We start from the raw sequence: 18,725 nt of genomic DNA, 5'->3' as shown, positions 1-18,725 counted from the left end.
GCGTTTAGATAGCCCCCATTTTCTACTGAAAGGAGAAAAATAATTATGATAACTTATAAAGACTCAGGAGTTAATATAGAAGAAGGTTATAAATCAGTAAATTTAATTAAAGAGCATGCTAAAAGAACTCTTATACCAGGCGTAATGGGAGGCATCGGCAGCTTTGCAGGCATGTTTGAACTTGGAAGTTACAAAAATCCAGTGCTTGTATCTGGCACAGATGGAGTTGGTACTAAGCTTGATATAGCATTTAGAACTAAAAAGTATGATACTGTTGGAATTGACTGCGTTGCTATGTGTGTAAATGATATTTTATGTCATGGAGCAAAGCCTTTGTTCTTTTTAGATTACTTAGCCTGCGGAAAGCTTGAGGCCGAAGTAGCTGAGCAGCTTGTTAAAGGAGTATCTGATGGGTGCATTGATGCAGGCTGTGCTTTAATCGGAGGAGAAACTGCGGAGATGCCAGGTTTTTATAGAGATGGAGAATATGACATAGCAGGTTTTGCAGTAGGTATAGTTGAAAAAGATAAAATAATTGATGGAAGCGGCATAAAAGAAGGAGATGTACTTATAGGCATTGAGTCCTCTGGAATACACAGCAATGGTTATTCTTTAGTAAGAAAGCTTATACCAGATTTGGATATAGAGTTTCATGGCAAGAAGATAGGAGATGTTTTGTTAACCCCAACAAAAATATATGTAAAGCCGGTATTAAAGCTTTTAGAAAGCTTTGAAGTCAAGGGAATGGCTCATATAACAGGAGGAGGCTTTTTTGAAAATATTCCTAGAATGTTTAAAGAGGATTTTACTGCTGTTATAAACAAAAAAAGCTTTGAAGTTCCTGAAATATTTAAATATCTTATGTCCCTTGGTGTTGAAGAAGAACATATGTTTAACACTTTTAACATGGGAATTGGCTTTGTGCTTTGTGTAGATAAAGAGAACAGCTCAAATGTGATAAAGGTTTTAGAGGAATTAGGACAGAAGGCTTACGAAATAGGATATGTACAAGCTGGAGGTGCTGGAGTTTGCTTAAGATAGCAGTGCTAATCTCTGGTGGAGGCAGCAACCTTCAAGCGATTATAGATAAAATTGAGAGCGGGTATTTAAACTGCAGTATAGAGATGGTTATTAGCGATAGAGAGGGAGCCTATGGAATCGAAAGGGCAAGGAAAAAAGGAATAAAAACTTATGTTTTAGATAGAAAAGTTTACGGTGCAGAGCTTTCGAAAAAGATTTTGAGTTTAACAGAAGAAAAAGTAGATTTAATAGTGCTGGCAGGCTTTTTATCTATACTAGATAAAGAATTGATATGTAGTTTCAGAAATAGAATTATAAATATACACCCCTCTCTTATACCTTCATTTTGCGGACCTAGAATGTATGGAATTAAAGTTCATGAAAAAGCTGTAGAATATGGAGTTAAGTATTCTGGCTGCACTGTGCATTTTGTTGACGAAGGTACAGATACTGGCGCAATCATTTCTCAAAGAATAGTGGAAGTTTATCCGGAAGATACAGCTGAAATTCTTCAAAAAAGAGTGCTTGAGGAGGAACACAAATTGCTGCCGGAAGTAATAAGGCTTATAGCTGAAAAAAGAATAAAAGTAGAAGGAAGAAAAGTGTTTATTCTTTAATTTAATAATTTAATATAGTAAAGTAAATATAGAATATTATTAGTTTTAAAGGAGGCTTTACTTTATGTTAAGAAGAGCGTTAATAAGTGTTTATGATAAGACGGGATTGCTTCCGCTAGCACAGTTTTTGCAGAGCAAAGATGTAGAGATTTTATCTACTGGGGGAACTTTTAAGTATTTAAAGGAAAACGGAATAAAGGTTGTTGAAGTTTCAGAGGTTACTGGTTTTGAAGAGATATTGGATGGAAGAGTGAAAACTCTGCATCCGGTTATACATGGTGGCATACTTGCAATTAGAGATAATAAAGAACACATGGAAACTATAAAAAGAAAAGACATTACTCCTATTGATATGGTAGTAGTAAATCTATATCCATTTTTCCAGAAGGTTGAGGAAGATTTGTCTTTTGACGAGAAGGTTGAGTTTATAGATATCGGCGGTCCAACTATGCTTAGAGCTGCTGCAAAAAACTTTAAGGATGTAATTGTACTTTCTGATGTGAAGGATTATGAAAATGTAATAAAACAGTTAAATGATAACGGACAAGTAGATTTCAGCACAAGAAAATATCTTGCAGGAAAAGTATTTAACCTTATGTCTGCTTATGATGCGGCTATAAGCAATTTCCTTTTAGAAGAGGAATATCCAGAGTATTTAACACTATCTTATAAAAAACATTCAGATTTAAGATATGGCGAAAATCCGCATCAAAGTGCAGCTTACTATATATCTGCTGCAGGCAAAGGAGCTATGAAAAACTTCCAGCAGTTAAATGGTAAGGAGCTTTCTTATAACAACATTAAGGATATGGATATAGCATGGAAAGTAGTTTGTGAATTTGAAGAAACAGTATGCTGTGCTGTAAAGCATAATACTCCTTGCGGAGTCGCTTTAGGAAACAGTGTTTATGAAGCTTATGTAAAGGCTTATGAATGTGACCCTATATCTATATTTGGTGGTATAGTAGCATTTAACAAGAAGGTAGATAAGGCTGCTGCAGAAGAACTTACTAAAATATTTTTAGAAATAGTTATTGCTCCGGATTTTGATGAAGATGCTCTAGAAGTTTTAAAGTCTAAGAAAAATTTGAGAGTTATAAAAGGAGAAGCTGCTCCGCAGGATAATTTAGAGTTTGTTTCTGTAGACGGAGGGGTTCTTGTTCAAAATAGAGATAATAAACTTATGGATGAATTGAACTATGTAACAGAGAAAAGACCTACAGAAAAGGAATTGACAGATTTAATTTTTGGAATGAAGGTAGTTAAATATGTTAAATCTAACGCTATTGTAGTAGTTAAAGATGGTATGGCTAAAGGAATAGGCGGAGGACAGACAAATAGAATCTGGTCTGCTGCACAGGCTTTAGACAGAGCTAAGGATGGAGTTGTATTAGCTTCAGATGCCTTCTTCCCATTTAAAGATGTAGTTGAAGAAGCTGCAAAGTATAATATAAAGGCAATGATACAACCTGGTGGTTCTATAAGAGATGAAGAATCAATAGAAGAATGTAATAAGCAGGGAATAGCAATGGTGTTTACAGGTATAAGACACTTTAAACATTAAGAAGCGGCAGGGGGATGTTTATTTTATTTCCTCTAAATGAGTTAAACAGTAAATTGGTGGTGAAAAAAATGAGGATTTTAGTTGTAGGAAACGGCGGCAGAGAACATGCTATAGCTTGGAAACTGTCACAAAGCCCTTTAGTTGATAAAGTATATTGTGTTCCAGGTAATGGCGGAACAAGACTTGAACATAAATGCGAGAATGTAAGTTTGTTAAAAATCGAAGAGATTTTATGTTTTGCTAAGGAAAATAAAATTGATATTACTGTAGTAGGTCCTGAAGCTCCATTGGTTGAAGGAATTACAGATTTATTCAAAGCTGAAGGCTTAAAAATATTTGGTCCTTCTAAGCAAGGGGCAATGCTTGAAGGAAGTAAAGCATTTGCTAAGGATTTTATGAAAAAGTACAATGTAAAAACTGCTGCATATGAAGTTTTTGAAACAGCAGCAGAAGCAATGAGATATTTAACTGAATGCTCCTACCCAGCAGTTATAAAAGCAGATGGACTGGCGGCAGGCAAAGGTGTTGTTATATGCAGCAGTTTTGAAGAAGCAAAGCAGTGCATAGAAAGCTTTATGATAGATGATATATTCAAAGGAGCAGGAAAAAAGATAGTAATAGAAGAATATTTAGAAGGTGTTGAAGCCTCAATTTTAACTGTTACAGATGGAAAAACTATTATTCCGCTGCTTTCTGCAAAAGACCACAAAACTATATATGAAGATAATAAAGGCCCTAATACAGGAGGTATGGGAGTAGTTTCTCCAAATCCTTACTGCAGTGAAGAAGTTTTGGAAGCTTTTAAAAGAGACATAATGATACCGACTATAGAAGGAATATTAAGTGAAGGCATAGATTATACAGGAGTAATTTTTTTCGGAATTATGATAACTAAAAAAGGAGTATATAATCTGGAGTACAACGTACGAATGGGCGACCCAGAAACTCAAGCAGTACTGCCTCTTATGGAAAGTGATTTTATAGAGCTAATTTTGAAAGCTTTAGATAAAAAACTAGATGAGTATAATATTAAATGGAAAAATAAGCATGCTTGTACTGTGGTAGCGGCTTCAGGTGGTTATCCTGCTGATTATAAAACAGGTTTTATCATTAAGGGACTGGATACTGTGCAGGAAAAAGTATTTATTGCCGGGGCAAAGTATGATGGAAATGAGCTTGTAACTTCAGGCGGCAGAGTGCTTGTGGTTACTTCTTTAGGAGATAGTTTACAAGAAGCAAGAGTTAAAGCTTATAATGAAATTAAAAAAATCAGTTTTGAAGGAATATATTACAGAAAGGATATAGGACAGTAGAATAAAACCATCTGACAAGGGAAAACTAACCTTGGAAAGGTGGTTTGGTACATATGGACAAAAGGAAACCTAAAAAGCATAAAGTGGCAATGGAAGATGCTAAGGAAATGCTTGATAAAGGTATAGGCATGGCTGAAATTTCAAATTCAACGGGACTTGATGACAGAAACATAAATAAAGCTAGAAGAAAGCTTGAAGATAAGGATTAAAATACTAAATATAAAGGTCAGTATACTTTAATACAAGTACACTGACCTTTAATGTGCATTTTAACTTTATTTATTTCAGATTCATGTTTTGGTTGAATAAGTTAAACATAATTAATTTTCATATTTACGTAAAATAAATTTTTAGTTATAATTTGATATAAAAATTAAGTATGAAATATAAAGGGAATAGTTGGGGAGTTTCTTATGAGCGAAGTAATTATAAAAAATCAAATTCTTGAATACAATGAAAGAAGACCATTTCACATACATAATGTATTTGGTACGGAACCGATTGATGAAAGTAGTTTGCTTAATCACTGGCATACGGAACTTGAAATCGTATATGTTTTTAAGGGCTGCAGCACACATTATATTGATGGCAACTGTATTAAGGCAGATGCGGAAAAGCTGCTTGTTATTAATTCACAGAGCATTCACAGTATTATTCCAGATCGCAGCTGTTACGGTAGACCAGGATTAATTGCGGTAATCCTTTTAATATCCCGTTCTTATCTTGAAGAGATAATTCCTAATTTTGACAGTATTCGCTTTGTAATACCAGAGAGAAATAGCCGGGAAGATATCTGGGAACTTATGCATGAGATTTCCAAGTATGGAAACCAGCCAAAACAGGAGGGGGGAGTAAATAATGGGGAAGAAAGTTTATCGGACAATCTTCATATAAAAGGGTTAATTTTATTGCTTATTTCTTATCTGTGTAAGTATGGATTAAGACAAAAAAGTTTGATAATGCCTGCAAATTGTCAAAAAAATGTAGAGAGACTTAGGGAAATTCTTTCATATATTCAAATGCATTATTCTGAGCCAATCAGTCAGGTAGATGTAGCTAGAAAATTTTATTTTTCCAGTGAATATTTTTCAAGATTTTTCAGAAAAAATACAGGATATACCTTTGTGGAGTATGTTACAAGATACCGATTACAAAGGGCAGTACAGGATATTCTATACTCGGATAAAAGCATTTTAACAATTGCGCTTAAAAATGGTTTTTCTGATGCAAGGAGATTTATTAATGCATTTAAAAAGCAGTATGGATTTACGCCGCTGCAGTATAGAAAAGAAAAGATGAAGCAGAATGTCTGATTGGTCTTCAGGTCAAAAAATGGTAATTTTATAGTCAAAAACTGTAAAGAATAAAATTATCCTTCCTTTTATAATGATTTTATAAATAGCAGAATTATTGCTAAAATAAAATCTGCATATTGGAAAGGAGTTTTTATTATGAAGAGCGAAACAAAAAGTTTAACCCTAGGTGAAAAGGTTTCTTATGGACTTGGTGATTGCGGCGCCAATGTTATCGTTGCCATGTGTTCTACGTTTCTGACAGCATATTATACGGATACTGTTGGTCTTGCAGCAGCTGCTGTTGGAACTATGATGTTAGTTGCACGTGTTTTTGACGGAATAACAGATATTATTATGGGAGCTATTGTTGATAAAACAAGAACAAAATGGGGAAAAGCCAGACCATGGTTGTTATGGACAGCACCACTTATGGCATTGTCATTTATATTACTTTTTAATGTGCCTAAAGGACTTAGTACGAATGGTAAACTGATTTATGTATACTTAACTTATATTTTTCAGGCGTGTATCGTTTATACAGCTAACAATCTTCCGTATAATGCATTGCTTTCACGTATGACTTTAAATGTACAAGACAGAGCATCAGCAGCTTCTTTACGTTTTGTTATGACGCAGGTAACAACATTAATTATAAATGCTGTAACTGCTGGACTTATAACAACTGTAGGATGGTTTTGGCTGTCTTCTGTATATGGCATTATTGCAATGGTTATGATTTTTATATGCTTCTTTGGTACTAAAGAACATTTAGGAGAAGATGCTCAGACAGGTACTGTTCATGTAAAAAAGATTCCATTGAAAGAGGCTTTGCCAGCATTATTTAAAAACAGATATTTTTATCTTCAAAGCTTATTATTTATGTTCTTATTTATTGGTGCTGTAAGCACAGGTTCCACTACTTATTATTTTTGTAATATTGTACTTGGAAATATTGGCATCATTACATTAGTATCTATGGCAACAACGATACCTGCAATTATTGTTAATTTAATTATGCCAAAATTAGTACAAGCTTTTGGTAAATGGAAAATGATGATGTTAGGATTTTTATTAATGGTAATTGGAAGTTTGGTAATTGGTGCAGGAGGTTCTAGCATTCCAATAGTAATTTCTGGTCTTTTAATTAAAGGTTTTGGAATGGGGCCTATTATGTCAGGAATTTTTGCTATGACTGCCGATGTTGTTGATTATGGTGAATGGAAAACAGGAATTCGTTCGGAAGGCCTTGTAAACAGTTGCACCTCTTTTGGTATGAAAGTAGGTATCGGACTTGGTGCTGCATTATGTACATGGATTATAGCTTATGGAGGATATGATGGAACCGCTGCGGTACAGTCGGAATCTGCTGTTAATATGATTCGATTTGGATTTGGTTATAATGGAGCTATTATAGGTTTAATATGTTTAGTTTTATGTAGTATGATGAATATTGATAAATACATTAAAAAAATTCAGTATGATTTAGAAAATAAAAGTATGAATATTTAAGAAAGCAGGTAATATATATGTCGGTAACTAGTGATATGCTTCGTAAAATGTTCCATGAAGTAGATGAAAAAAGAGATGCAGGTCTTGTAACACCGCAGGATATTATTCGCTATGATGATATCGTATACGGTGAAAATAGAGATTGGCAGGTTTTAGATGTTTATCGTCCCAAAAATGTCTCAGGTGTTCTTCCTGTAATTGTAAGTGTGCATGGAGGCGGCTGGGTATACGGAGATAAAGAGAGATATCAATTTTACTGTATGAGTTTAGCGCAGCGTGGTTTTGCGGTGGTAAATTATACCTATCGTTTAGCACCGGAATACAAATTTCCTGCCTCTTTAGAGGATACAAACCTTGTGTTTCACTGGGTTTTATCAAATGCAAAACAGTATGAATTTGATACAGATTACATATTTGCAGTAGGCGATTCTGCAGGTGCACACATTCTTGGATTATATACAGCAATCTGCACAAATTCAGCTTATGCAGCAAAATATGATTTTTGTACTCCAAAAGGTTTTGTGCCAAAAGCTTTGGCACTTAATTGCGGAGCTTACGAAATTAAATTTAATGAAAACAGTGATGATCTGACTCAGAGTTTAATGGCAGATTATCTGCCGGAAAAAGGTTCATTAAAAGAATTGGAAATGATTAATGTTATTAATCATGTAACAAAGGATTTTCCTCCAACCTTTTTAATGACATCTAACAGGGACTTTTTAAAGGAACAGCCGCCTGTTATGATTCAAAAGCTTATGGAGGTTGATGTTCCATTTGTATTTAGATTTTATGGAGATAAAGAACATGAACTTGCACATGTATTTCATTTGAATCTTAGATCAAAAGAGGGGCAGTTCTGTAATGATGAAGAATGCGAATTTTTTAGAAAATTTGTACTTAAATAGAAATATAAAAAGTCAGGTTATGTACCTGACTTTTTGCTGTCTAATCACATAATTATCCCGTAAAAAGCTTGAGAAACCTTAAAGATATAGAACTTGAACTTCCTCTAAAGTCAATACATGCTCGCCTTACTGAATGTAGAAAAGAAGCAATTGAAGAAATTATTAATATGACCAAGGAACCTCAAATAAGATTCATGCAGTAGATAATTCAACAAATTCTAACCTCTAATGCAAAAAGTCTTTGATTAAGAGTTATAAAATAAAAAGTTTTTCCATTGACTAGACTGAAAATATGTGGTAATCTTATATCAGAACCTTTAAGAATGGTCCTGTGAGGCCAGGAAGGTATGGATACAAGGGATACTTGCGCCTTCCTACAAAGGAAGGCTTTTTTTATAAAAAAATTAAGACCAACTTTAATTTAGCCCAGTGAGGTTAAGAAGGAGGACATTATTATGTTAAAAGGAAGACATTTAATTGACCCAATGGACTTTTCAATAGACGAGTTCGAAGAAATTTTTAATCTTGCAGAAGAAATCATTTCAAATCCAGAGGAGTACATGCATGTTTGTGAGGGAAAACTTCTCGCAACTTTATTCTATGAACCAAGTACAAGAACAAGATTCAGCTTTGAGGCAGCAATGCTTAGACTTGGCGGAAAAGTACTTGGCTTTTCAGAACCAAATTCAAGCTCAGCGGCTAAAGGAGAAAGCGTAGCAGATACAATCAGAACTGTAGCCTGTTATGCTGATATTGCTGTAATGAGACATCCAAAAGAAGGAGCTCCAAAAGTAGCTTCTATGTATTCTACCATTCCTGTTATTAATGCTGGAGACGGCGGTCATCACCATCCAACTCAAACTTTAACGGATCTTCTTACTATTAAATCTATAAAAAAAGGCCTGGGAAATCATACCATAGGCTTATGCGGAGATTTAAAGTTTGGAAGAACGGTTCATTCTCTTATAAAGGCTCTTTCAAGGTATGAGAATAATAAATTTATTCTAATCTCACCACAAGAATTAAAAATTCCAGATTATATTAAAAAAGAAGTTTTGCAAAAGAATAATATAAGTTTCTTAGAAGTTGAAAGAATGGAAGAGGTCATAGATAAACTTGATATACTTTATATGACCAGAGTACAGAGGGAAAGGTTCTTTAACGAAGAAGATTATATAAGACTTAAGGACAGTTATATTTTAGATGAAGCAAAGTTAAAGAAAGCTAAAGAGGATATGATAGTTCTTCATCCACTTCCTAGAGTAAATGAAATAGCTTATGAGATTGATAAAGATTCAAGAGCTAGGTATTTTGACCAGGCCAAGTATGGAATGTATGTGAGAATGGCGTTAATTGCCAAACTGTTAGGGGTTAAGTAAAGAGGTCGTTAAATACAGGAGGGGATTAGGATGTTAACTATAAATAGTATTAAAAATGGAGTTGTTATAGACCACATAAAAGCAGGACTTGGTGTAAAGATATTTAACTATTTAGGACTTGATAAAGCAAATTTCGCAGTTGCTCTTATTATGAATGCTGAAAGTAAAAAGCTTGGAAGAAAAGATATTATAAAAATAGAAAATGAGATTAATATAGATGTTACTGCGCTAGGGCTTATCTGTCCTAATGTTACTATAAACGTAATCGAAGATGAAGTTATAAAAGAAAAACATAATCTTATGCTTCCTAAGAAAGTTCAAGGAGTGATAAGATGTAAAAATCCAAGATGCATTACCTCCATTGAAAGTAATGTTCCACACAGTTTTTATCTGGTAGATTCGCAAAAAGGCGAATATAGGTGCGAATACTGTGATGAAGTTCATATAGCATAAGGAGAGGCTTAGATTATGGAATTACTTATTAAAAATGCCAGAATAATTGATTCATCTCAAGATTTTAAGGGAGATGTTTATATAAAAAATGGAATAATATATGAGCTTGGAACTTATTTAGATAAGAACTGCGAGGTTTTAGATGCTGAAGGCTTAGTTATTATGCCAGCTTTTATAGACTTGCATACTCACTTCAGAGATCCAGGACAAACTTATAAGGAAGATATTTTATCAGGAAGCCTTGCAGCTGCAGCGGGGGGCTACACAGCAGTAAATCTAATGGCAAATACTGTGCCTGCCTGCAGCAGCATGGAAACTGTAAAATATGTGCTTGATAAATCAAAGGAAATAAATCTTATAGATATACATCAGGCTGTGTCAATAACTAGGGATTTGAAAGGTGAGGATGTAAGCCACTTAGAAAGTTTAGATTATAAAGTAAAGGCAATTTCAGACGACGGAAGAGGAGTTGCAAACAGTAAGGTAATGCTTGATGCAATGGTTAAAGCTAAGGAAAAAGGACTTATGGTTATTAGTCATGCTGAAAGTGAGGAACTTACAGCAGTTGATACCAGACTTGCTGAAAATACTATGACTTGGAGAGACATAACTCTTGCCAAGTTTACAGGCTGTCATCTGCATGTGGCGCATGTAAGCACAAAAGAAGCTATGAAGAGCGTAATAGAAGCTAAACAGGAAGGCATTAAAGTAACCTGTGAGGTAGCACCTCATCATCTGGCATTGACCAGTAAGACAGCTTATAAAGTTAATCCTCCTTTAAGAGAAGAGGAAGATGTAGAGTATCTGATAAAAGCTATAAAGGAAGGTTATGTAGATGCTATAGCTACAGACCATGCACCTCATACTGCTGAAGATAAGCTCAAGGGTGCTAATGGAATATCAGGAATAGAAATAGCTTTTTCAGTATGTTTTACAAAGCTTGTGGATGAAGGATATATAAGCCTTAACAAGCTGTCAGAGCTTATGTCTAAAAATCCTGCAAAGCTTATGAAATTTAATAAAGGTGAAGTAAAAATTGGTTATGAGGCAGATTTAGTGCTTGTAGATATAAATAATAAATTTACAGTTAATTCAGCAGACTTTAAGTCAAAAGGTAAGAACACTCCCTTTGATGGAAAAGAACTTAAAGGAGTAATACTTAAGACAATTAAGAGCGGAAGAGTTATTTATGATAAACAAAATGAAGATGGGAGGCATAAGGATTGATAATCCTTATGTGCTACAAAGGAATACAGGAGGCATAAAGATTAATAATCTTTATGTGCTTTAAAGGAATACAGGAGGGTGAGTATGATTATTGATAGATTATTTGAAAATGTAGAAAAGAAAGGGCCTGTTTGCGTAGGGCTTGATACAGCAGTGGAGTATATTCCGAAAGAATTTTTAAATAAATATACTTCTTTAGAAGAGGCAGTTTTTAGGTTTAATCAAAAGATAATCGACGCTACCTTTGATACAGCAGCTTGTTATAAACCGCAGATAGCTTATTATGAGGCGTTAGGAATTATGGGGCTTCAGGTTTATAAAAAAACTCTTGAGTATATAAAAAGCTTAGGCGGCATTTCAATAGGAGATATTAAAAGAGGAGATATTGCAAAAACCGCTGAAATGTATGCAAAAGCTCATTTTTCAGGGGATTTTGAATGTGATGCAGTAACTTTGAATCCTTACATGGGAATGGACAGTATAGAGCCTTATTTAAAATATGTAAAGACTTGTGAAAAAGGACTGTTCGTTCTTTTGAGAACATCAAATCCTGGAGCAGCAGATATAGAGTATATCGAAGGTGCTGATGGAAAAAGAGTTTATGAAACAGTAGGAGATAAAATAGGGCAGATTGGTAAAGACTATATAGGAAAACATGGATACAGCAGTATAGGAGCAGTAGTTGGCTGCACACATGTAGATGAAGCTAAAAAGCTTAGAGAAAAATTCAGTAATATGTTCTTTTTAATTCCAGGTTACGGAGCACAGGGAGGAACTGCTGAAGATGTAGCACTATATATGAGAAATGGAAATGGAGGCATAGTTAATTCTTCAAGAGGAATTCTCTTAGCATACAAAAACTTTGAAGGAAGAGAAATGGAATTTGACCTTTGCGCAAGAGAGGAAGCTTTAAAAATAAGGAGAGAGATAGATGCAGTTAAACTATGTAACTTGTAAAGTACTCAGTAATGTTGAGGTTATAGAGGGTATATATAAGCTTCATGTAGAAGGAAAGTTTGATGTAAAACCTGGACAGTTTTATATGTTAAATGCCTGGAAAGAGCAAGTGCTTCTTCCTAGGCCTATAAGCATACATGATGTTGATGAAAATGGTATATATTTTTTATACCAGACAAAAGGAAAAGGGACAAATATCTTAAGTAAGCTGACTTCTAAAGACGAAATAAGTATTTTAGGTCCGCTTGGAAATGGCTTTGATATAGAGAAAATAAAAGGAAAGGTTGCTGTTGTAGCTGGAGGAATAGGTATTGCCCCTTTGAATTATGTTATTAAGAAATTAGAAAGCTGTGAAATTGATTTATACTGCGGCTTTAGAGATGAGGTTTACGGAATAGACAGTATAGAAGAAAAGATTAATAAAAAATATATATCTACAGATACCGGAAGGGTTGGGCATAAAGGCTTTGTTACAGACCTTTTTCAGCCAGGTAAATATGATGTAGTGCTTTGCTGCGGTCCAGAGATAATGATGAGCAAGGTTGCAGCTAAATGCAGAGAAGCTAATGTGCCAGTTTATGTATCTATGGAAAAGTTTATGGCTTGCGGCTTAGGAGCCTGCCTTGTATGTACCTGCAAAACTATAAGAGGAAACAAAAGAACTTGTGCAGATGGACCAGTTTTTTTAGGAGAGGAATTGATTTTAGATGCTTAACGTAAACTTTTGCGGAATAGATTTTAAAAACCCTGTAATCGCTGCTTCTGGAACTTTTGGCTTTGGAGAAGAATTTAACAGACTTTATGATGTAGGAATGCTTGGAGGTATAAGTTCAAAGGGTTTAACTCTTAATAAAAGAGAAGGAAACAGCGGAATAAGAGTATATGAAACAAGCTCAGGAATGCTAAACAGCGTAGGACTTCAAAATCCTGGAATAGACAGCTTTATTAAAAATGAACTTCCTAAAATGAAGAAACTAAATACAAAGATAATTGCAAATGTAGGTGGAGCTACTTTAGAGGAATATATTGAAGCTATTTTAAAGCTTAACTGTTCAGATATAGATATGATAGAGCTTAACATATCTTGTCCCAATGTTAAGTGCGGAGGCATGGCTTTTGGAATTAAATCATCAACAGCTTTTGAAGTTGTTAAAGAAATAAAATCTGTCTGTAAAAAGCCTCTTATGGTAAAGCTTTCACCAAATGCGGAAGATATTGTAGACATGGCATATAAATGTACTGAAGCAGGAGCGGATGCTCTGTCTCTTATAAATACACTAAAAGGAATGGCAATAGATATAAATAAAAAGAGGGCTGTATTTGATAATACCTTTGCAGGACTTTCAGGTCCAGCAGTAAAACCTATTGCACTTAGAATGGTGTATGAAGTCTGCAAGGCAGTAGACATTCCTGTAGTTGGTATCGGCGGCATTATGAGTGCAGAAGATGCAATAGAGTTTATAATGGCTGGTGCTTATGCAGTGCAGATAGGAACAGCAAATTTTATAAAACCTGATATAGCCCTAGACATAATTAGAGGACTAGAAAAATTTATGGAAAAAGAAAATATCAAAAAATTAAGCGAGATTAGAGGAATTATATAGGAGGAATTTTAAATGGAAAACAAAGTTTTAAATATATTAAGTGAAGTTGGAGCATTACTTGAGGGACACTTTCTTTTATCTTCTGGAAAGCACAGTAACAGATACTGCCAATGTGCAAAGCTTCTAATGTATCCAGACAAGGCTGAAGAAGTTCTAAAGGTAGTTGCAGACAAGATAAAAGATTTAGACATCGATGTTATTGTTGGACCAGCTATGGGAGGAATAATTGTAGCTTATGAGCTTGGAAGACAGCTTGGTAAGCCTGCTATATTTACTGAAAGAGTTGATGGAACTATGACTTTAAGAAGAGGCTTTGAAATATTGCCTGGGCAAAAGGTGCTTATATCAGAAGACGTTGTTACAACAGCAAAGTCTTCAATGGAAGTTGCAGAAGTATTAAAAGCAGCTGGAGCAGAGATTGTTGGAATAGCCTCCATAGTAGATAGAAGCAGTACTGAAATTCTATATCCACTGTATAGTGCAGTTAAGCTTAAGATAGAAACTTTCGATAAGGAAGAATGCCCGCTTTGTAAGGAAGGTCTTCCTTGTGTAAAGCCTGGCAGCAGGAATATAAAATAACTTGAAGATAACAATTTTATATCTCTGGCATATAATAAAAGGGAGAACCATTCATTTAAGAAAGGGACTTCCTTTTTAATTATGTAAAAATTGTTTAGGAGAAGATGGTATGGAAAAAAAGAGAGAGTGTGGAATTCTACTATCTATTGCCAGTCTGCCTTCAAGGTTTGGAATAGGAGCTTTTTCAAAAAGTGCATATCATTTTGTAGATCAATTAAAAAAAGCAGGACAAAAATATTGGCAGATACTGCCTTTAGGTCCTACTGGCTATGGAGATTCGCCATATCAATCCTTTTCTACCTTTGCAGGTAATCCTTACTTTATTGATTTGGAAGAATTAATCAAAGAAGGTTATATTACTGAAGAAGAATGTAATTCTTATGACTTTGGAAAAAATGAGCGTTATATAGATTATGAAAAAATATATTTGTCTAGATTTAAAGTGCTGAAAACTGCTTATGAAAGAAGCAATATTACTAAAACAGAGGAATTTTACTCATTTGTTAATGAAAACGCATATTGGCTTGAGGATTATGCCTTATATATGGCAGTTAAAAATAGTTTTTCTGGTGTAAGCTGGAGTGAGTGGGAGGAGGACATAAGGCTAAGAAGGCCTTCAGCATTAAAAAAGTATAAAAACAAACTTGCAGATGAGATTGATTTTTATAAGTTTCAGCAATTTGTTTTTGCTAAACAGTGGTTTAAATTAAAAGCCTATGCTAATAAATGCGGCATTAAAATAATAGGAGATATTCCCATTTATGTTGCTTTAGACAGTGCAGACAGCTGGTCTCATCCAGAGTTATTTCAATTTGATGAAAAAAAGAAACCAATTGCTGTAGCAGGATGTCCTCCAGATGCCTTTTCACCAACAGGTCAGTTATGGGGTAATCCTCTTTATAACTGGGAGTATCATAAAAAAACTTCTTATGCCTGGTGGATACAAAGAATTGCTTATTCTTTCAAGCTTTTTGATGTTGTTCGTATAGACCATTTCAGAGGTTTTGACGAATATTATTCTATACCATACGGATTTCCTACAGCAGAAAAGGGCAAATGGGAAAAAGGACCTGGCTATGACTTTTTCGAAAAATTATGTAAGCAGCTTGGAAGGTTAGATATAATTGCGGAAGACTTGGGGTTTCTTACAGACAGTGTTTTAGAACTTGTTAAGAAAACCGGCTATCCAGGTATGAAGGTGTTGGAGTTTGCTTTTGATTCAAGGGAAGAGAGTGATTATCTGCCTCATAATTATACTAATAATTGTGTAGTTTATACCGGCACTCATGATAATGAAACTATTGCGGGCTGGTATAAAAATCTTAACGCTAAGGACAAACAACTTGCAATAGATTATTTAGATATTGGTACTGAGGATGAAGAGCAAATATATTGGAAGTTTATACGATTAGCTCTTTCAAGTGTGGCAAGGTTAGCTGTTATACCTATTCAGGATTATTTAGGGCTTGGAAATGAAGCTAGAATTAATAAGCCTTCAACTGTAGGTAACAATTGGAAGTGGCGGTTGCTTGAAAATGAAATTACTGATGAATTATTAGAAAAAATAAGAAAAATTACAAAAATATATGGAAGATCAAGTTAGGGTATTTAAAGAGGAACCTTTACTAAGGGGTTCCTTTTTAACTATATATTATGTTAAAATTTATAAAAAAACATCAGGAGAAAAATATGAATATTTATTTGTTAAGACATGGAGAAACTGAAGGAAATAAAAATAAATTTTACTATGGAAAGCTTAATATGAGTTTAAATGAAAATGGAAAGACTCAAGCTAAAAACGCAGGAATTTTACTAAAAAATATTAATTTCAAAAATATATACATAAGCGAAAGAAAAAGAACTAGAGAAACTGCAGAAATTGTCTTGGGGAGAACTGAAGGATTTATTATAGATAGTAGGATAAATGAAATAAATTTTGGTGAGTTTGAAGGCAGAAGCTATGAGGAGATTCAAAAAAAATTTCCAATAGAGTATGAAAAGTGGAGTAGCAATTGGAAAGAGTTTGTGCCTCCTGGTGGAGAAAGCTATATACAATTTTACAGCAGAGTCAGGAATTTTATGAAGGAACTTCTTGAGACGGGAGAAGAAGACGTACTGGTTGTAACCCATGGAGGCGTTATAAGGGCTGTTTATTGTTATGTATTAGATAATAATCTGGATTTTTATTGGAAATTCAGTTCTGAAAATGGAGATTTAAGCATTATAAAATATGAATATGGCAATCTTTTTATAGACAGCATAACTCATGCTGGGAAGCTTAAGGAATATATGGAGGGTCAGGTATGGAGGATAGAAAAATAGTTCTAGTAACAGGAGGCTGCAGAAGCGGAAAAAGCAGGTTTGCAGAAAAACTTTTAAAGGACAAAAATGATGTATTGTACATAGCAACAGCTATAGTTACAGATGAGGAGATGGAAAACAGAATAAAAAAACATATTGATAGCAGAAATAAAAATTGGACAACTTATGAAGGATATAAAGATTTGGACATGGTTATAGAAAAAAGTTCTTTAGATTATATTTTGCTTGACTGTGTAACTATTATGATAACAAATCTTATGTTTTTCAAAGAAAGAGATTTTGATAATATGTCTGAGGAAGAAATAGATGAATTGCTTTATGAAATAAAAGAAGAATTTAGAAAACTTATTTTAAAGGTAAAAAAGTTAGATAAAACTATGATAATGGTTACTAATGAAGTCGGTTATGGATTAGTTCCTGAATATAAGCTTGGGAGAATTTTCAGAGACATAGCAGGATTTATTAATCAATTCATAGCTGAATATTGCGATGAAGTTTATCTTTTGGCCTGCGGACTGCCTTTGAAATTAAAGTAGGGTTGAAGGAAAGGAATTGTATAAAATATGTATAAATACACAAATGATTTTTTGCTTATGCTTCAGTTTCTTACTAGAATACCTATAAATATAAATTTAAACTGTGAGAAGGACAATTTTAGAAAAGGAGCTGTATTTCTTCCCATAGTGGGTTTTATTGTTGGCGGACTTCAATGGATTATATATTATCTTTTAAATAAAGTTTTGCCAAATAACATAATAGCTGTAATAATGGTTATAACAGCTGTAATGGTTACTGGAGCACTTCATATAGATGGTTTAGGAGATACCTGTGATGGTTTCTTTGCTTTTAAAGGAAAAGATAGAATTATAGAAATAATGAAAGACAGCAGGATAGGAAGCTTTGGTGCTATTGCTGTATCAGCAGATTTACTTATGAAAGTTATGGCAATTTCCTATATACTTGATAGCAGTTTTGCTGCTGCTGTAATTGCTGCAGCAGTAATGGGAAGATTTTCTATAATATTTATATCTTATATTTCAAAACCTGCAAAGAGCAATGGTTCTGGTAATCTTTTTATTGGAAACATGAACAGAATAATAGTGCTTATTTCAGGTTTACTATCTTTTGGGATAAATATTGTTCTATTAGGATTAAAGATATCACTTATAATTTTTTCAGCAGTTGTAATTTTAACCTTTTTATTTAAAAAATACTGTGAAAATAAAATTGGGGGAGCAACAGGAGATATTTTAGGAGCAAATAATGAATTAGTTGAGATTTTAACTCTTATTATAGTTGTTTCAACAATTCGACATAATTTGTTTTAAGGAGTAAAATAAAATATTTATTATAAAGTACAGAAAATCCAATGAAAAACTTTTAAGTATTTTAAAAGATATTAAAATATAAAAATTAGGAGGAATTACGGATATGACTGCATTTAAAAAAGGCTGCGTTCAGATTTACACAGGAAACGGAAAAGGAAAAACCACCGCAGCAGTAGGTCTGGCGGTAAGAGCAGCAGGAAATGGTTTAAAGGTATACATGGTTCAGTTTTTAAAGTCAGATTTTACAGGAGAAGTAGAAAGTGCAAAAAAATTAGAGCCAAATTTTAAAATATTCAGATTTGAAAAAAGAAGAGGTTTTTTCTGGACTTTAAATGAGGAAGAAAAAAAAGAGTTAAAGGAAGAAATACAGGAAGCTTACAGATTCTGTTTTAAAGTACTTAAAGAAAGACAGTGTGATATTTTAATCATGGATGAAATAATGGGAGCTTTATCTAATGAGCTTGTATCAAAGGAGCAAATGCTGGAATTAATAGATGTTAGACCAGAGGATATGGAATTAATACTAACAGGCAGAAATGTTCCGGAAGAAATATTAGAGAAAGCTGATTTAATAACTGAAATGAAGGATATTAAACATTATTTCAGTGAAGGTATTAAAGCAAGGGAAGGTATAGAATATTAATATGAAAGGA

At 33.8% G+C, this 18,725-nt stretch carries 20 protein-coding genes; all 20 read left to right on the top strand.

The genetic code is table 11. The annotated features are described in order from the left end of the window. Positions 1–45 precede the first annotated feature (45 nt). The 20 genes from purM to M2651_RS03325 all read left to right on the top strand — a co-directional run bounded on the left by purM (position 46) and on the right by M2651_RS03325 (position 18,715). Positions 46–1,041 (top strand): phosphoribosylformylglycinamidine cyclo-ligase, encoded by a 996-nt coding sequence (gene purM, locus M2651_RS03420; protein WP_252130942.1) that lies wholly within the window; start codon positions 46–48, stop codon positions 1,039–1,041. After that, complete coding sequence (gene purN, locus M2651_RS03415) at positions 1,029–1,637, top strand: phosphoribosylglycinamide formyltransferase (protein WP_252130941.1); 609 nt, start codon at positions 1,029–1,031, stop codon at positions 1,635–1,637. The genes purM and purN overlap by 13 nt, the downstream gene beginning before the upstream one ends. A gap of 64 nt (positions 1,638–1,701) precedes the next feature. Next, complete coding sequence (gene purH, locus M2651_RS03410; RefSeq protein WP_252130940.1) at positions 1,702–3,201, top strand: bifunctional phosphoribosylaminoimidazolecarboxamide formyltransferase/IMP cyclohydrolase; 1,500 nt, start codon at positions 1,702–1,704, stop codon at positions 3,199–3,201. Positions 3,202–3,269: 68 nt separating this feature from the next. Beyond that, a complete protein-coding gene (purD, locus tag M2651_RS03405; protein WP_252130939.1) occupies positions 3,270–4,514 on the top strand; it encodes a phosphoribosylamine--glycine ligase in 1,245 nt (414 codons plus the stop codon). A gap of 53 nt (positions 4,515–4,567) precedes the next feature. Next, complete coding sequence (locus tag M2651_RS03400) at positions 4,568–4,723, top strand: hypothetical protein (RefSeq protein WP_252130938.1); 156 nt, start codon at positions 4,568–4,570, stop codon at positions 4,721–4,723. Between the two features lie 204 nt (positions 4,724–4,927). After that, positions 4,928–5,827, top strand: coding sequence for an AraC family transcriptional regulator (locus tag M2651_RS03395; RefSeq protein WP_252130937.1), 900 nt, complete (start codon positions 4,928–4,930; stop codon positions 5,825–5,827). Between the two features lie 138 nt (positions 5,828–5,965). Continuing rightward, complete coding sequence (locus M2651_RS03390) at positions 5,966–7,318, top strand: MFS transporter (RefSeq protein ID WP_252130936.1); 1,353 nt, start codon at positions 5,966–5,968, stop codon at positions 7,316–7,318. 17 nt (positions 7,319–7,335) lie between these two features. Next, on the top strand, positions 7,336–8,223 hold the full coding sequence (locus M2651_RS03385) for an alpha/beta hydrolase (RefSeq protein WP_252130935.1): 888 nt from the start codon (positions 7,336–7,338) through the stop codon (positions 8,221–8,223). Positions 8,224–8,678: 455 nt separating this feature from the next. Then, a complete protein-coding gene (gene pyrB, locus M2651_RS03380; RefSeq protein ID WP_252130934.1) occupies positions 8,679–9,602 on the top strand; it encodes an aspartate carbamoyltransferase in 924 nt (307 codons plus the stop codon). Positions 9,603–9,632: 30 nt separating this feature from the next. Then, positions 9,633–10,055 carry an aspartate carbamoyltransferase regulatory subunit gene (locus M2651_RS03375; RefSeq protein WP_252130933.1) on the top strand — a complete coding sequence of 141 codons (423 nt, stop codon included), beginning with the start codon at positions 9,633–9,635 and terminating at the stop codon, positions 10,053–10,055. A gap of 15 nt (positions 10,056–10,070) precedes the next feature. Continuing rightward, complete coding sequence (locus M2651_RS03370) at positions 10,071–11,282, top strand: dihydroorotase (protein WP_286207923.1); 1,212 nt, start codon at positions 10,071–10,073, stop codon at positions 11,280–11,282. Positions 11,283–11,366: 84 nt separating this feature from the next. Continuing rightward, positions 11,367–12,239, top strand: a complete 873-nt coding sequence (pyrF, locus tag M2651_RS03365; protein ID WP_252130932.1) for an orotidine-5'-phosphate decarboxylase — start codon at positions 11,367–11,369, stop codon at positions 12,237–12,239. Beyond that, on the top strand, positions 12,214–12,954 hold the full coding sequence (locus M2651_RS03360; protein WP_252130931.1) for a dihydroorotate dehydrogenase electron transfer subunit: 741 nt from the start codon (positions 12,214–12,216) through the stop codon (positions 12,952–12,954). Before pyrF ends, M2651_RS03360 begins: the two co-directional genes overlap by 26 nt. Beyond that, complete coding sequence (locus M2651_RS03355; RefSeq protein WP_252130930.1) at positions 12,947–13,843, top strand: dihydroorotate dehydrogenase; 897 nt, start codon at positions 12,947–12,949, stop codon at positions 13,841–13,843. The genes M2651_RS03360 and M2651_RS03355 overlap by 8 nt, the downstream gene beginning before the upstream one ends. A gap of 12 nt (positions 13,844–13,855) precedes the next feature. Next, positions 13,856–14,422, top strand: a complete 567-nt coding sequence (gene pyrE, locus M2651_RS03350; RefSeq protein WP_252130929.1) for an orotate phosphoribosyltransferase — start codon at positions 13,856–13,858, stop codon at positions 14,420–14,422. A gap of 109 nt (positions 14,423–14,531) precedes the next feature. Next, the gene (malQ, locus tag M2651_RS03345; protein WP_252130928.1) at positions 14,532–16,025 is read left to right on the top strand and encodes a 4-alpha-glucanotransferase; all 1,494 of its coding nucleotides are present in this window, start codon (positions 14,532–14,534) and stop codon (positions 16,023–16,025) included. An 86-nt stretch (positions 16,026–16,111) separates the two neighbouring features. Beyond that, on the top strand, positions 16,112–16,744 hold the full coding sequence (gene cobC, locus M2651_RS03340; RefSeq protein WP_252130927.1) for an alpha-ribazole phosphatase: 633 nt from the start codon (positions 16,112–16,114) through the stop codon (positions 16,742–16,744). Further along, a complete protein-coding gene (gene cobU / locus M2651_RS03335; RefSeq protein WP_252130926.1) occupies positions 16,726–17,280 on the top strand; it encodes a bifunctional adenosylcobinamide kinase/adenosylcobinamide-phosphate guanylyltransferase in 555 nt (184 codons plus the stop codon). Before cobC ends, cobU begins: the two co-directional genes overlap by 19 nt. 27 nt (positions 17,281–17,307) lie before the next feature. Then, on the top strand, positions 17,308–18,072 hold the full coding sequence (cobS, locus tag M2651_RS03330) for an adenosylcobinamide-GDP ribazoletransferase (protein WP_252130925.1): 765 nt from the start codon (positions 17,308–17,310) through the stop codon (positions 18,070–18,072). A 103-nt stretch (positions 18,073–18,175) separates the two neighbouring features. Then, positions 18,176–18,715: a cob(I)yrinic acid a,c-diamide adenosyltransferase gene (locus M2651_RS03325; RefSeq protein ID WP_252130924.1), complete on the top strand. Its 540-nt coding sequence runs from the start codon at positions 18,176–18,178 to the stop codon at positions 18,713–18,715. The last annotated feature ends 10 nt before the right edge of the window (positions 18,716–18,725 follow it).

Source organism: Clostridium caldaquaticum (assembly GCF_023806125.1).
Lineage (GTDB): Bacteria > Bacillota > Clostridia > Clostridiales > Clostridiaceae > Clostridium_AT > Clostridium_AT caldaquaticum.
The sequence above is the reverse complement of the archived record's forward strand: the minus strand, read 5'-3'. Positions and strand labels throughout refer to the sequence as shown.

Excerpts from the sequence above, each read along its gene's own strand:
- purM (WP_252130942.1), top strand. The coding sequence starts at position 46 with ATGATAACTTATAAAGACTCAGGAGTTAATATAGAAGAAGGTTATAAA.
- purH (WP_252130940.1), top strand. The coding sequence starts at position 1,702 with ATGTTAAGAAGAGCGTTAATAAGTGTTTATGATAAGACGGGATTGCTT.
- purD (WP_252130939.1), top strand. The coding sequence starts at position 3,270 with ATGAGGATTTTAGTTGTAGGAAACGGCGGCAGAGAACATGCTATAGCT.
- M2651_RS03400 (WP_252130938.1), top strand. The coding sequence starts at position 4,568 with ATGGACAAAAGGAAACCTAAAAAGCATAAAGTGGCAATGGAAGATGCT.
- M2651_RS03395 (WP_252130937.1), top strand. The coding sequence starts at position 4,928 with ATGAGCGAAGTAATTATAAAAAATCAAATTCTTGAATACAATGAAAGA.
- M2651_RS03390 (WP_252130936.1), top strand. The coding sequence starts at position 5,966 with ATGAAGAGCGAAACAAAAAGTTTAACCCTAGGTGAAAAGGTTTCTTAT.
- M2651_RS03385 (WP_252130935.1), top strand. The coding sequence starts at position 7,336 with ATGTCGGTAACTAGTGATATGCTTCGTAAAATGTTCCATGAAGTAGAT.
- pyrB (WP_252130934.1), top strand. The coding sequence starts at position 8,679 with ATGTTAAAAGGAAGACATTTAATTGACCCAATGGACTTTTCAATAGAC.
- M2651_RS03375 (WP_252130933.1), top strand. The coding sequence starts at position 9,633 with ATGTTAACTATAAATAGTATTAAAAATGGAGTTGTTATAGACCACATA.
- M2651_RS03370 (WP_286207923.1), top strand. The coding sequence starts at position 10,071 with ATGGAATTACTTATTAAAAATGCCAGAATAATTGATTCATCTCAAGAT.
- pyrF (WP_252130932.1), top strand. The coding sequence starts at position 11,367 with ATGATTATTGATAGATTATTTGAAAATGTAGAAAAGAAAGGGCCTGTT.
- M2651_RS03360 (WP_252130931.1), top strand. The coding sequence starts at position 12,214 with ATGCAGTTAAACTATGTAACTTGTAAAGTACTCAGTAATGTTGAGGTT.
- M2651_RS03355 (WP_252130930.1), top strand. The coding sequence starts at position 12,947 with ATGCTTAACGTAAACTTTTGCGGAATAGATTTTAAAAACCCTGTAATC.
- pyrE (WP_252130929.1), top strand. The coding sequence starts at position 13,856 with ATGGAAAACAAAGTTTTAAATATATTAAGTGAAGTTGGAGCATTACTT.
- malQ (WP_252130928.1), top strand. The coding sequence starts at position 14,532 with ATGGAAAAAAAGAGAGAGTGTGGAATTCTACTATCTATTGCCAGTCTG.
- cobC (WP_252130927.1), top strand. The coding sequence starts at position 16,112 with ATGAATATTTATTTGTTAAGACATGGAGAAACTGAAGGAAATAAAAAT.
- cobU (WP_252130926.1), top strand. The coding sequence starts at position 16,726 with ATGGAGGATAGAAAAATAGTTCTAGTAACAGGAGGCTGCAGAAGCGGA.
- cobS (WP_252130925.1), top strand. The coding sequence starts at position 17,308 with ATGTATAAATACACAAATGATTTTTTGCTTATGCTTCAGTTTCTTACT.
- M2651_RS03325 (WP_252130924.1), top strand. The coding sequence starts at position 18,176 with ATGACTGCATTTAAAAAAGGCTGCGTTCAGATTTACACAGGAAACGGA.